This is a genomic window from Amycolatopsis circi (genome assembly GCF_003385235.1).
GTDB lineage: Bacteria > Actinomycetota > Actinomycetes > Mycobacteriales > Pseudonocardiaceae > Amycolatopsis > Amycolatopsis circi.
This window is the reverse complement of sequence record NZ_PQIA01000005.1, coordinates 32,907-45,657: the sequence shown is the minus strand read 5'-3', so window position 1 is coordinate 45,657 and position 12,751 is coordinate 32,907. Positions and strand designations below refer to the sequence as shown.

The following is a 12,751-nucleotide window of genomic DNA, read 5'->3' as shown; positions in this document are numbered from 1 at the left end:
GGGGAAATTCCGAATCATGCGTTTGTTCCGTCGTCGCCGCTCGGAAGCCGACACCGAGCCCGCGCCGCCAGATCCCCGTACGCCATGGCCCGAGCAGCAGGTGCCCTCCGACGCTGCTGCCGCGGCGGCTGCGTTCTGGGAAGGCTGGTACGACCTTCTGCCCGAGGTCAGTGCTGCGCTGGGCGAAGGCGAGCCGCATCGCGTCGAGCACGATCTGTGCGTGCTGGTCGAGACCCTGCACCCGCGGCTGCACTTTTCGCTTGAACGCGGCCGGATGGCGATCTACGCGTTGGTCGTCAGCGGACAGGAAGACCCGGAGCTGCGCCCGTACACCGACGCGTGGAAAGCGGCTGGACCGCCGGACGACGCGATCTGGGAGTACCACGATTCGGTACCTCCGGTCCCAGACCCGACCGAGGTGACGGTCAACCTGGGCGAGCAGCGCATCTCGCTGGCCGACGTCCGGGTTGTCGCGCAGGTGGACGACGGGGTGGTTGACGTCGCGGTCCATCATCCGGCGTTCGCGGACCTGGACGTGGCTTCGCGCACCACGATGACGTTCCTGCCGCTCGACGCGACGCTGGGCGAGCGTCTGGCCGCTGAGCGGCTGCGCCGGGTCGAGACTGCCGAGGCCGCGCCGGAAGGCACAATCGATCTGCTGGAGTTCCGGGAGCTGGTCCGGGGGCTGACGGAGCAACCGGACGAAAGTGTCGGCGCCTCCGGCTAGGCTCACCACCTGTGAGCAGCACCGACCTTCCCCAAGACCAGGTGGCCGTGGAGGCCGCCCAGGACGTGACCGACGTGCCGGCCGACGTGCGCGAGCGCCACGGCGCGCTCGCCGAGGAGATCCGAGGCTATCAGTTCCGGTACTACGTGCTGGACTCGCCGATCGTCTCCGACGGCCAGTTCGACGCGCTCCTCGGCGACCTGCAGGAGATCGAGGACGAGTACCCGGCACTGGTCACGCCGGATTCGCCGACCCAGAACGTCGGCGGCACGTTCTCCACCGAGTTCACCGCGCACGACCACCTCGAGCGCATGCTGAGCCTGGACAACGTGTTCAACACCGACGAGTTCCTCGCCTGGGTCGAGCGCGTCGAGAAGGAGATCGGGTCTACGGAGTACCTGGCCGAGTTGAAGATCGACGGCCTGGCCATCAACCTGCTCTACGAAAACGGCAAGCTCACCAGGGGGCTTACGCGCGGTGACGGGCGTACCGGCGAGGACGTCACGCTCAACATCCGCACCCTCGACCAGGTGCCGGACGAGCTCACCGGCACCGACGAGTTCCCAGTGCCGAAGCTCGTTGAGGTGCGCGGCGAGGTCTACTTCCGCGTCGAGGACTTCCTCGAACTCAACGCGAAGATGGTCGAGGCGGGCAAACTGCCGTACGCGAACCCGCGCAACACAGCTGCTGGGTCGCTGCGGCAGAAGGACCCGAAGATCACCAGGGAACGCCGGCTGAGGCTGATCTGTCACGGTCTCGGCAAGCGGAATGGCTTCGAGCCGGTCACGCAGTCGCATGCCTACGACGCGCTGGCGGCATGGGGGCTGCCGGTATCGCCGCACACGCGCGTGTTGCGGACTGGCAAGGAACTCACCGATCACATCGCCTATTGGGGTGAACATCGGCACGACGCCGAGCACGAGATCGACGGCGTAGTGATCAAGGTCGACCAGGTCGCGTTGCAGCGCCGTCTTGGCACCACTTCGCGCGCGCCGCGGTGGGCGATCGCCTACAAATATCCGCCGGAAGAAGCGATTACGACGCTGCTCGACATCCAGGTCGGCGTTGGTCGTACCGGACGGGTCACGCCGTTCGCCGTCACCGAGCCGGTCAAGGTCGCGGGCTCTACTGTCGCCCGCGCGACGCTCCACAACCAGGAAGAGGTCAAGCGCAAGGGCGTGCTGATCGGCGATCGGATCGTGATCCGCAAGGCCGGCGACGTGATTCCCGAGGTGCTTGGTCCCGTGGTCGACGCGCGGACCGGCGACGAGCGCGAATTCGTGATGCCCACCGAGTGTCCGGAATGCGGCACGGAACTCGCCTACCAAAAGGAAGGCGACAAGGACATCCGGTGCCCGAACTCCCGGTTCTGTCCTGCTCAGCTGCGGGAAAGGCTGTTCCACCTCGCCGGGCGCGGCGCGTTCGACATCGAGGTGCTCGGGTACGAGGCGGCGGTCGCGCTGCTCGACGCCAGGGTGGTCGCCGATGAGGGCGACGTGTTCGATCTCAACGAGGAGTCGCTCGCCGAGGTGGAGTTATTTCGTACCAAGGCAGGCGACCTGTCGGCAAACGCACGGAAGCTCCTGGCGAATCTCGATTCGGCGAAGGACCGTCCGCTGTGGAAAGTGATTGTCGCCCTGTCGATCCGGCATGTCGGGCCGACTGCGGCGCAGGCTCTCGCGCGAGAATTCGGGTCGTTGCAACGGATCGAGGACGCAAGCGAGGAGGAACTCGCGGACGTCGACGGCGTCGGCCCGACCATCGCGCATGCGGTGCAGGAATGGTTCGAGGTCGGCTGGCACCGGGAAATCGTCGAAAAATGGCGACGGTCCGGGGTCCGGATGGAGGAGGAGCGCGACGAGTCCATCCCGCGGAATCTCGAGGGCCTGTCGATCGTGGTGACCGGTTCGCTCGACGGGTTTTCCCGTGATGAGGCGAAAGAAGTCATCATGGCGCGCGGTGGCAAGGCCGCGGGTTCAGTGTCGAAGAAGACGGCGTTCGTCGTGGTAGGCGACGCGCCGGGGTCGAAATACGACAAGGCTGTGCAGTTGAAGGTGCCGGTGCTGGACGAGAACGGGTTCCGCGCGTTGCTGGAGCGCGGCCCGGAAGCGGCTGCGGAACTGGCGCTCGACACCGGTGCGGACGAGGAAGCTGAGGGCGGCGATGAGTGACGTGGAGATCCGTCCGGCGCGGCGGGAGGAGTTCGATGCGCTCGGCGAGGTGACCGTCGAGGCTTACCGGATCGAGGGATTCTTCGATACTGATGCCGCGTACGAGGCGAAACTTCGGGACGTCTCGGGGCGGGCACAGCACGCCGAGTTGTTGGTCGCCGTCGATCCGGAGGGCCAGGTGGTGGGGTCGGTCGCGATCGTTCAGCCGGGGAGCGAGCTGTCCGAGATTTCCCAGCCGGGGGAGTTGGAGTTCCGCATGCTGGCGGTCGCGTCGGCGGCGCGCGGGCGAGGGGTCGGGGAGGCGCTTACCCAGGCGGTGCTGGCCCGCGGGCGGGAACTCGGTGTTGACCGGGTGGTGCTGAGCAGCCTCGACGTGATGCGGAAAGCGCACCGGCTCTACGAGCGGATCGGCTTCCGGCGGTTGCCGGGGCGGGACTGGCATCCGCATCCCGGGGTCAACCTGATCGCCTACGAGTACGGCTTCTGAGGCTGGTTTTCGCAGGTCAGCGGCATTTGCCGTTTTTTGGCGAAAGTCTTGGGCGGGGTTCATCGCCGGTATTCGCCGTTGAGTGGCGACGGCTTGGTGGACCTCGTCCCGGCTCTCGTCGAGTGTCGTCGGGTGCCTTCGGGTGCTTGAGGTGCCTGGCGGTGAGCGTCGTCGGGCGTAGACGTTCACGGCTGCCGTTGGCGGACGGTTGTTCCTGGCTCGCCTGTTTGGCGAGCTTCAATCGGCTATGGGTTGTAAGGTGTAGATGTCTGGCTTCGACTCAAGCTGTCACGCGTGAAGTACCGACTCGTATCGAGGAAGCGTGATCATGGCGAAGTTCGTTCAAGCCGCAGTTACGGTCGTTGGCGTTGCCGCGTTTCTTGCCGTCGCGTGCAACGCGGCACCACAGCCCGGCGGCACCTCAACGACGGTCACGATGGGGACTGTGACCGCGACAGCAACCGAGTCCGCGACGGCGACCGTGAGCGCTCCGGTCAGTGCCGCACAGCCGGCGGCGATCAAAGTCCCTGACGTTTCCGGCATGAATCATCAGGACGCACAGGACGCCATGCAGGCTGCTGGGCTGTACAACCTGCGAGAGGTCGACTCGTCCGGGAAGAAGCGGCCGATGATCATCGACCGGAACTGGTGTCAGACCGGGCAGGATCCCAAGCCCGGCACTGTGGTTTCTGCTGGCACAGTCGTCACGCTCTATGCCGACAAGTGTTGAATTGCCGCCGTCTGGCACGCCAAAGGAACCGGCAGTCATTGCCGGGCAAGTTCCCCTTTTAGGGGGAGATTGTCTGCACTTGAGGACAGCGGATAGCGATTGCGTCCGCATGCAACGAATAGTGGCACCAGCCTCGAGTTGCTGTCTTCGAACGCTCTGAAAAGTCGAGTGTTGGCGTCCGAAACGCCAAACGCGCCCAACTCGGCTGCCCCGAGCCTATTGGGACAGTCGACCCAAGGCTTGGGTCACCCGTCCAAAACCACCGCGACGATCCCAGCGAAATGAGCCAGCCGAGCGACCTCGGCGGCGCGGAAGTTGGGCCCGCCCGGCCGGGCGACGAGCATCGCCTTCCCCGGCTTGCCCAGCGGAGTGGCAGCCAGCTCGGTGCCGAGTTCCTTCCACGTCTCCGGGACCCAGGAATCCTCGCCGTCCAGGACGGTCGCACGCTCCAGCGGCAGCCAAGGCAAGTCCGTGAACGGGTTCTCCGGCGCCGCGCTCGACGAAGCCAAGCGGCGAGGTCCCGATTCCGAATGCTCGACGATCACCGCCCACCCGGCGCGGATGATCTTCGGCACACCCTCGGCGAGCAAATCCAATCCGGCCTTGGGCTGCGCGGCGATCTCCTCGACCAGCTCCAGCTCGCGATGCGTGTCGAGGATGCCCGCGTACGGACGCACCGCGTCGACCTCGACGCCTTCCACGCTCTCGGCCGCGGTGATCAGCGCGTCCGGGAGACGGCCCGACGGGAGTTCGACCACCAGGTCGTCGATCGCGAGCCCGCCGCCGCGTTCCACCACGTCCACGCTCAGGATGTCGGCCCCGACCGTGCCGAGCGCGGTCGCGACCGCGCCGAGGGTGCCGGGGGAGTCCGGCAGCTGGACCCGGATCAGGAACGACACCACGCGCCCCTCTCGCCTCAGGCGTCCCAGCCCTGTCGTGGGACGCGCTTGCCGGGCGCCGATTGTGACAGACCGGGTACCCGCAAGGGCCCGCTGTCCGGCAAGCGGGACGCCCTGCCCGGCGCCCGCGGCCCGATAACCCGGTCGAACCGTCCGACGCCGTCACCATAGACTTGCAGCTTCCGAGAGCACCCGCACAGCACACCCCGGGAGTCACCCGCGTGCCCAACATTTCCCGAGACGAGGTCGCACACCTCGCCAGGCTGGCCAGGCTGGCCGTGACCGACGACGAGCTGGACGTTTTCGCCGGCCAGCTCGACCAGATCCTGGACTCGGTGGCGAAGGTCAGCGAAGTCGCCGAGGAGGACGTCCCGCCGACCTCGCACGCCGTGCCGCTGACGAACGTCTTCCGCGAGGACACCGTCCGGCCCAGCCTCGAACAGCAGGACGCGCTGGCCGCCGCGCCGGCCGCCGAGGACGGCCGGTTCCGGGTGCCGCGGATCCTGGGAGAAGAACAGTGAGCGAACTCGTCAAGCTGACCGCCGCCGAACTGGCGGCGAAGATCCACACGCGCGAGGTGTCCGCGGTCGAGGTCGCGCAGGCGCACCTGGACCGCATCGCCGCGGTGGACGACCACGTGCACGCGTTCCTGCACGTCGACACCGAAGGTGCGCTCGGCGCGGCCAAGGCTGTCGACGAGCAGCTGGCCGCGGGCGAGCAGCCGGCGTCGCCGCTGGCTGGCGTCCCGCTGGCGCTGAAGGACGTGCTGACCACGAAGGGCGTGCCGACGACCTGCGGGTCCCGCACGCTCGAGGGTTGGCTGCCGCCGTACGACGCGACCGTCACGCGCAGGCTGCGCGAAGCGGGCGTCGTGATCCTCGGCAAGACGAACATGGACGAGTTCGCGATGGGCTCCTCCACGGAGAACTCGGCGTACGGCCCGACGCACAACCCGTGGGACCACGCGCGCATCCCGGGCGGTTCGGGCGGCGGCTCCTCAGCGGCAATTTCGGCGTTCGAGGCGGCTCTCGCGATCGGTACGGACACTGGCGGCTCGATCCGCCAGCCCGGCTCTGTCACGGGCACTGTGGGCGTGAAGCCGACGTACGGCGGAGTGTCGCGCTACGGGCTCGTGGCGTTCTCGTCTTCGCTCGACCAGGCCGGGCCGTGCGCGCGTACGGTGCTTGACGCCGCGCTGCTGCACGAAGCGATCGCCGGCTACGACCCGATGGACTCGACGTCCATCGACGCGCCGGTGCCGCCGGTTGTCGCCGCGGCGCGCGAAGGCGCGAAGGGCGACCTGACCGGCGTACGCGTCGGCGTCGTGAAGGAGTTCGGCGGCGACGGCTACCAGCCAGGCGTGCTGCGGTCGTTCGAGGCGGCCGTGGAGCAGCTTCGCGCTCTCGGTGCCGAAGTGGTCGAGGTTTCGTGCCCGCACTTCACGTACGCGCTGCCTGCGTACTACCTGATCGCGCCGAGTGAAGCGTCGTCGAACCTCGCGCGCTTCGACGCGATGCGGTACGGCCTGCGCGTCTCGGACGACGGTGAGCACAGTGCCGAAGAAGTCATGTCGCTCACGCGCGAGAAGGGCTTCGGCGCTGAAGTGAAGCGTCGCATCATGCTCGGCACGTACGCGCTTTCGTCGGGCTACTACGACGCGTACTACGGCTCCGCGCAGAAGGTGCGCACGCTCATCACGCGCGACTTCACGCAGGCCTTCGAGAAGGTCGACGTGCTCGTGTCGCCGACGACGCCGACCACGGCGTTCAAGCTCGGCGAGCGTGTGGACGACCCGATGGCGATGTACCTCGCCGACCTGTGCACCATCCCGTCGAACCTCGCGGGCAACGCCGCCATGAGCGTCCCGAGCGGACTGTCCGACGAGGACGGGATGCCGGTCGGCCTGCAGATCATGGCCCCCGCGCTCGCCGACGACCGGCTGTACCGCGTCGGCGCGGCGTACGAGGCCGCGCGCGACGCCGCTGCCGGCGGCTCGCTCGTGCACCAGGCTCCGGAGCTGGGAGGAACCAAGTGACTGCCGTGGCCGAGTTGATGGACTACGCCGAGGTCCTCGAGCGGTTCGACCCCGTGCTCGGGCTCGAGGTCCACGTGGAGCTCAGCACGAACACGAAGATGTTCTGCGGCTGCGTCAACGAGTTCGGCGGCGAGCCGAACACCAAGACGTGCCCGACCTGCCTCGGCCTGCCCGGTTCGCTGCCCGCCGTGAACGGCAAGGCGGTGGAGGGCGCGATCCGGATCGGTCTCGCGCTCAACTGCGAGATCGCGGAGTGGTGCCGGTTCGCCCGGAAGAACTACTTCTACCCGGACATGCCGAAGAACTTCCAGACGTCGCAGTACGACGAGCCGATCGCGTTCGACGGCTACCTCGACGTGACGCTGGACGACGGCGAGGTCGTGCGCGTCGAGATCGAGCGCGCGCACATGGAGGAGGACACCGGCAAGTCGCTGCACATCGGCGGCGCGACCGGCCGGATCCACGGTGCCGAGCACTCGCTGCTCGACTACAACCGCGCCGGGGTGCCGCTGATCGAGATCGTCACCAAGCCGATCACCGGCACCGGCGAGCGGGCTCCCGAGGTGGCGCGCGCGTACGTCACCGCGCTGCGCGACCTGCTGCGGGCGCTCGACGTGTCCGACGTCCGCATGGACCAGGGCTCCCTGCGCTGCGACGCGAACGTGTCGCTGATGGCCAAGGACGCGACGGAATTCGGCACGCGCACGGAGACGAAGAACGTCAACTCGCTGCGCAGCGTCGAGCGCGCGGTGCGGTACGAGATGACCCGGCAGGCGGCGATTCTCGCCGAAGGCGGATCGATCCGGCAGGAGACGCGGCACTTCCAGGAGGCCGACGGCACCACGTCGTCCGGGCGCGCCAAGGAAACCGCGGAGGACTACCGGTACTTCCCGGAGCCCGACCTCGTGCCGATCGCGCCGTCGCGCGAGTGGGTCGAGGAACTGCGCGCGACGCTGCCGGAGATGCCGTGGGAGCGGCGCAAGCGGATCCAGGACGAGTGGAAGCTCTCCGACGAAGCGCTGCGCGACCTGCTGAACGTCGGTGCCGTCGACCTCGTAGCGGCGACGGTCGAGGCTGGCGCGAAACCGGACGAGGCACGCGGCTGGTGGGTCAACACGCTGGCGCAGGAAGCCAACACGCGCGAGGTAGAGCTGACCGAACTGGCGATCACGCCGGCGCAGGTCGCCGAGGTGATCGGCCTTGTTTCCTCCGGGGAGCTGACGAACAAGCTCGCCAAGGAGGTCGTGCAGGGCGTCCTGGCCGGCGAGGGTTCGCCGCGTGAGGTCGTCGAGAAGCGCGGTCTGAAGGTTGTCTCCGACGATTCGGCGCTGCTCACCGCTGTCGACGAAGCCCTGGCCGCACAGCCGGACATCGCCGACAAGATCCGCGGCGGCAAGGTCGCGGCGGCTGGCGCGATCGTCGGCGCGGTCATGAAGGCGACCAAGGGCCAGGCCGACGCCAAGCGCGTCCGCGAGCTGATCATCGAGCGCGTCGGTTCCTGAGTGGCCTTCTCGCTCCGACGCGTCACCTGGCGCGAGTGGCTCGGCCTGGCGGCCGGGCTGCTCGCGGTCGGGTCGACGCTCCTGCCCTGGACTGTGTTGTCAGCGGACACCGCGACGTCCGACGTCCGCGACGCGTTCGGGACGTTGCCGCACAGCGACGTCGTTCGTACGGCGTGGCATTCGGATCTCTTCTCGTGGGGTCCGCCGCTGCTGCTCGCCGTGGTGGGGCTTGCGGTGGTGTTGTGCGGGCAGGTCACCAAAGCGCGCGTGAGCGGTCTGCCGCAACTGTGGCTGGTGGGCGGGCTGGCGACGGTTTTGCTGATGGTGATCGGCTGGACGACGCTGGCCTGGGTGTTCGACAGCGATCAGCGGGCGTTCCTGGATGCTGCGGGCGTGTCGATCTCGGGCGGAGTCGGGCGGTATCTGGCGATGGCGTTCGCGGTCGGATCGGTTGTGGTGGCGATCGTGGACGTCCGGGCGGCTCGGGCGGAGAGCCGGGCTTCTCGTCGTCGCCGCTGAATGGCGACGTGGGTGTTCCCTGGTTGTGGGAGTTCTTGGAAGGTTTCGCCGTTAAATGGCGACAGGGATCGTCCCCTCGGTTGACGTGGCCTTTGGCGGATTCGCCGCTGTGTGGCGACGTGCTCTCGGTTGAGAGGCGGCTCTAGGCGGATAGCCGTTGAGTGGCGACCAGGTGCTCTCAGCCGATAGGCGAGTTTGGGGGATTCGCCGTTGAGTGGCGACGGGGTCGGGGTGGTCCTGGCCGAGGAGCAGGACCTAACGGATTTGCCGTCGGGTGGCGACGAGATGCCTCGAGACGGGTTGCCATCGTCATCGAGTTAGCCGCTGGGCGACGAATGGGACAGAGGCGGATCTCACGGAGCTACTGTTGACCGGCGACGGAGATGGGGCCGGCCGATGCCGCAGTCGGTAGTGGCGGTGATGTCAGGGCGACGTCGATCCGGGCCGGTGCCGGGTTAGCGGCGATGGCGGGTCGGTGATCGTCGCCATTAAGTGGCGAATCCGGCCAGGTCCGGTGTTGGCCGGGAGCGGCTGGCAGGGCGGACGGGCAACTCGCGTGAGGCTGAGCGTCGTCGGTCGCGATGGCCGGATCGGCTGTCGCCAGTAAACGGCTAATCGCAGGTCAACCGGCCTCCCCGGCCTCGGACAGGGCTCAACCAGGCCGCGCTCGACCTCAGTCCTTGCCCGGACCGCCGCCCGTGTCGCTCACCACGATCAGGACCACGCGGTCATCGCTGGAGACTGGTTTGCCACCGTCCTTGTTGACGGTCCCGGCGACGGCCAGCTGGGAGTTGATCATGCTCATGGAAGAAAGCCGGCCGTACGTCGTGGCGGCCTTGCTTTTGCCGTCGAGGGTGACCGTCGGCTTGCCAGTGACGGCCCCGTCCTTGTTGACCGGCACGTTCTGCAGTCCGGTGGACGACGCGATGCCGAGGATGCCGTTCGCGTCGACGAAATCCACGCAGCCGCCGAGGGAGGGCTTGTCCTGCCAGGTCCACGCGGGCGTGCTGAGCGGCTGTCCGGCCTGGAGGCGGTACACCGCGTCGGGGCCGTTGGCCGGATGATCGGTCACCCACATGCGCTTCCCGTCGGACGAACGGCAGATGCCGCCGGGGGAGTGCAGGCCCGAGGCGTAGACGGCGGATCCGGACGCGGGATTCCCCGTCGCCGGTTTTCCGGCCACGTCGATCCGCAGAACCTTGCCTGCCAGGGAATTCGGATCCGCGGCTGCGGCAGGGTTGCCGGCGTCGCCCGTCGCGACGAGCAGTGCGCCGCTTCCGTCGCTGGCCAGCGCGCCGCGGTTGCCGGTCGAGCCCTTGGGGATCCCGGTCAGCACCGGCTTCGGGGCTTGGCCCTTGGCGAAGCGCACGACTCGGTTGTCCGACGCTGTGGTGACGTACGCGAAGACCAACTGGTCCTCGACGTAGCTCGGCGACAGCGCCAGGCTGGTGAGCCCGCCGTCGCCGTCGGCCTGGACGTCCAGTTGTGCGAACGACGTCGCGTCGTGTCCGGAGCTGGCCAGCATGACCCGGCCGGTTTTCCGTTCACCGGCGAGTGCGGAGGGCGCGGAGCCCTCGCCGGGAAGTCCGGCGACGGCGGCGACGGTGTCCAGACAGGTGGCGATGACGGCTTTGTCGAAGTCCTTGCAGCCCTGCGGAGGCGGAACCGGCGAGGGCGGCGCCTGCGCGGGGCCGGTGCGGGGGCCGTTGCCCGAGCCGTCGCCGTGCTCCTGGACCTGCGGCGGAGATTCCGGGCTCGGCACCGGCGCGGGGGTGAACGTCTGGCCGGCGGCGGTGTCGTCGAACCGCGCGCAGCCCGAGAGCATGAGGCCGCCGCAGGCGAGGAGGGCCAGCGGCGCCGACCACCGGTACCGGGTACGCATGATGCCCCAGCCTAGGTGGCGCGGCGTGAGCCACTGGTAAGTGGCTACCGTGGTGATCATGACAGTCACCGTGCTGGTCCCGGACGACGAGGGCGTCGCCGTGCTGTCCGAAATCCCCCTCGTTCACGCGGTGCGCTACGAATGGGGTCGTCCGCTGCCGCCGGAGGCTGCGAAAGCCGAGGTGCTCGTTCCGGCCATGGACTCAGCGGGTGACGACATCTGGAGCGATCTGCCGAACCTCAAGCTGGTGCAGCTCCTGACCGCCGGAGCGGAGGACTGGGTCGGTCGCGTCCCGGACGGCGTCCTGTTGTCCACCTGCCGCGGTGCGCACGGCGGGAGCATGGCGGAGTGGGTCGTCGGCGTCCTGCTGTCGATGTACCGGACTCTGGACGTTTACGCGGCGGCGCAGCGGGCCGGGCGCTGGGAGCAGTTGCCGTCGGACACTCTGCAGGGCCAGCGCGTATTGATCGTCGGGGCTGGGGACGTCGGACGGCAGTTGCGGCGGCGGTTGGAGCCGTTTGACGTGCGCTGCACGATGGTCGGGATGTCGGCGCGCGAAGGCGTGCACGGTGTCGACGAGTTACCGAACCTGCTGCCGCACCATGATGTGGTGGTCATGATGGTCCCCCTCACGTCGCGAACGAGGGGCATGGTCGACGCGGACTTCCTCGCGGCGATGCGTGACGATGCGGTGCTGGTCAACGCTGCTCAAGGGCCTGTTGTGGTTACCGACGCGCTCGCTGCGGAACTTGCGGCGGGGAGGCTTCGTGCCGCGCTCGACGTGACTGATCCGGAGCCGTTGCCGACGGGCCATCCGTTGTGGACCGCGCCCGGTTTCGTGCTGACGCCGCACGTGGCGGGCGCGGTCCGGGGCGTCCGGCGGCGCGCTTATTTGGTGGCCGCGGCGGAAATCGCCCGCTACGCTGGCGGAGAGCTACCTGGCAATCTCGTGCGCGGCGAATACTGATCATTTCCCGGCTGTCGGCCCGGGTCTCAGGGTGAACCCTGAAAGAGCCCCTGACCTCGGCGTGCTCGCTCGCGGGTCACGGCGGAATCCCCTAATCTTCGCCGCGTGACCACTCATGGGGACGACTACCAGACCAGCGTGCTGTCCGGTGTCGAGGACTCTGCCGGCAACGACTACGACGAACCGCGGCAGGGCGGTCTCGGCTTCGGCCTGCTCGTCTTGCGCCTGGGGCTCGGCGTGATCATGGGTGCGCACGGCCTGCAGCATCTGTTCGGCGCTTTCGGCGGACCGGGCGTCGGCGGGTTCGCGCACGTGCTCGAGATGTTCGGGTACCACAAGCAGACGACGCTGCTGTCCTGGATCACCGGCATCACCGAGGTCGCGGGCAGTGCGCTGCTGATCGTCGGCCTGTTCACGCCGCTCGCCGCGGCGGGGCTGCTGGGCGTGGCCGCGAACATCGTCTACGCGAAGTTCCACGGCGGCTTCTTCGAAGGCAGCGGTCAGGGCTGGGAGTACGAGCTGCTGCTGGGCCTGTGCGCGTTGGCCCTGATCTTCACCGGCGCGGGCACCATCTCGCTGGAGCGGAACACGCCATGGCGGAAGCGGCCGTTGCCTCTTGGGCTTATTTCGCTGCTGTTGGCCGCGGCGGCGTCTGTGGTGGTCATCGTTCTTACTCGCTGACGCAGCCAGAGTCGACGTCACTGGCCCGCGCGGAGCCTGCGTCGCTGACCCGCCGGAGTCGGCTGGAGGCGACGTCGGGTCGGTGGATTGCTCCGCTGGTCACCGGGTCGTTGAGGTGTTGCCGTTTAGTGGCGAATGCCTGGTCAGAGTC

Annotated in this window: 12 protein-coding genes; 10 read left to right on the top strand and 2 right to left on the bottom strand. The window is 68.2% G+C overall.

Features of this window, described 5'->3' with window-relative positions:
- Positions 1 to 16 precede the first annotated feature (16 nt).
- From D0D37_RS02190 to D0D37_RS02175, 4 genes are all read left to right on the top strand, one after another.
- The gene (locus D0D37_RS02190) at positions 17 to 727 is read left to right on the top strand and encodes a hypothetical protein (RefSeq protein ID WP_116198793.1); all 711 of its coding nucleotides are present in this window, start codon (positions 17 to 19) and stop codon (positions 725 to 727) included.
- An 11-nt stretch (positions 728 to 738) separates the two neighbouring features.
- The gene (gene ligA, locus D0D37_RS02185) at positions 739 to 2,898 is read left to right on the top strand and encodes an NAD-dependent DNA ligase LigA (protein ID WP_116198792.1); all 2,160 of its coding nucleotides are present in this window, start codon (positions 739 to 741) and stop codon (positions 2,896 to 2,898) included.
- Positions 2,891 to 3,385 carry a GNAT family N-acetyltransferase gene (locus D0D37_RS02180; RefSeq protein WP_116198791.1) on the top strand — a complete coding sequence of 165 codons (495 nt, stop codon included), beginning with the start codon at positions 2,891 to 2,893 and terminating at the stop codon, positions 3,383 to 3,385. Before ligA ends, D0D37_RS02180 begins: the two co-directional genes overlap by 8 nt.
- 328 nt (positions 3,386 to 3,713) lie before the next feature.
- Entirely contained in the window at positions 3,714 to 4,115 is a 402-nt protein-coding gene (locus D0D37_RS02175) for a PASTA domain-containing protein (RefSeq protein ID WP_116198790.1), read from the top strand.
- A gap of 245 nt (positions 4,116 to 4,360) precedes the next feature.
- Here D0D37_RS02175 and D0D37_RS02170 read toward each other — a convergent pair whose 3' ends face one another.
- On the bottom strand, positions 4,361 to 5,014 hold the full coding sequence (locus D0D37_RS02170) for an ACT domain-containing protein (protein ID WP_037367388.1): 654 nt from the start codon (positions 5,012 to 5,014) through the stop codon (positions 4,361 to 4,363).
- A gap of 221 nt (positions 5,015 to 5,235) precedes the next feature.
- Here D0D37_RS02170 and gatC point away from each other — a divergent pair, with 221 nt between their 5' ends.
- The 4 genes from gatC to D0D37_RS02150 are packed head-to-tail and all read left to right on the top strand — an operon-like array spanning position 5,236 to position 9,070.
- Entirely contained in the window at positions 5,236 to 5,535 is a 300-nt protein-coding gene (gene gatC / locus D0D37_RS02165; protein WP_037811790.1) for an Asp-tRNA(Asn)/Glu-tRNA(Gln) amidotransferase subunit GatC, read from the top strand.
- Positions 5,532 to 7,049: an Asp-tRNA(Asn)/Glu-tRNA(Gln) amidotransferase subunit GatA gene (gatA, locus tag D0D37_RS02160; protein WP_116198789.1), complete on the top strand. Its 1,518-nt coding sequence runs from the start codon at positions 5,532 to 5,534 to the stop codon at positions 7,047 to 7,049. Before gatC ends, gatA begins: the two co-directional genes overlap by 4 nt.
- Entirely contained in the window at positions 7,046 to 8,551 is a 1,506-nt protein-coding gene (gene gatB / locus D0D37_RS02155) for an Asp-tRNA(Asn)/Glu-tRNA(Gln) amidotransferase subunit GatB (protein WP_116198788.1), read from the top strand. The genes gatA and gatB overlap by 4 nt, the downstream gene beginning before the upstream one ends.
- Positions 8,552 to 9,070 (top strand): hypothetical protein, encoded by a 519-nt coding sequence (locus tag D0D37_RS02150; RefSeq protein WP_116198787.1) that lies wholly within the window; start codon positions 8,552 to 8,554, stop codon positions 9,068 to 9,070.
- 673 nt (positions 9,071 to 9,743) lie between these two features.
- Here D0D37_RS02150 and D0D37_RS02145 read toward each other — a convergent pair.
- Entirely contained in the window at positions 9,744 to 10,952 is a 1,209-nt protein-coding gene (locus tag D0D37_RS02145; RefSeq protein ID WP_116198848.1) for a PQQ-dependent sugar dehydrogenase, read from the bottom strand.
- 58 nt (positions 10,953 to 11,010) lie between these two features.
- On the opposite strand from D0D37_RS02145, the gene D0D37_RS02140 reads away from it, so the two are divergent.
- Positions 11,011 to 11,919: a 2-hydroxyacid dehydrogenase gene (locus D0D37_RS02140; protein WP_116198786.1), complete on the top strand. Its 909-nt coding sequence runs from the start codon at positions 11,011 to 11,013 to the stop codon at positions 11,917 to 11,919.
- A 105-nt stretch (positions 11,920 to 12,024) separates the two neighbouring features.
- Positions 12,025 to 12,600, top strand: a complete 576-nt coding sequence (locus D0D37_RS02135; protein ID WP_116198785.1) for a DoxX family protein — start codon at positions 12,025 to 12,027, stop codon at positions 12,598 to 12,600.
- Positions 12,601 to 12,751: the final 151 nt, after the last annotated feature.

Coding starts and splice junctions, on each gene's coding strand:
- D0D37_RS02190 (WP_116198793.1), top strand. CDS start 17: ATGCGTTTGTTCCGTCGTCGCCGCTCGGAAGCCGACACCGAGCCCGCG.
- D0D37_RS02180 (WP_116198791.1), top strand. CDS start 2,891: ATGAGTGACGTGGAGATCCGTCCGGCGCGGCGGGAGGAGTTCGATGCG.
- D0D37_RS02175 (WP_116198790.1), top strand. CDS start 3,714: ATGGCGAAGTTCGTTCAAGCCGCAGTTACGGTCGTTGGCGTTGCCGCG.
- D0D37_RS02145 (WP_116198848.1), bottom strand. CDS start 10,952: ATGCGTACCCGGTACCGGTGGTCGGCGCCGCTGGCCCTCCTCGCCTGC.
- D0D37_RS02140 (WP_116198786.1), top strand. CDS start 11,011: ATGACAGTCACCGTGCTGGTCCCGGACGACGAGGGCGTCGCCGTGCTG.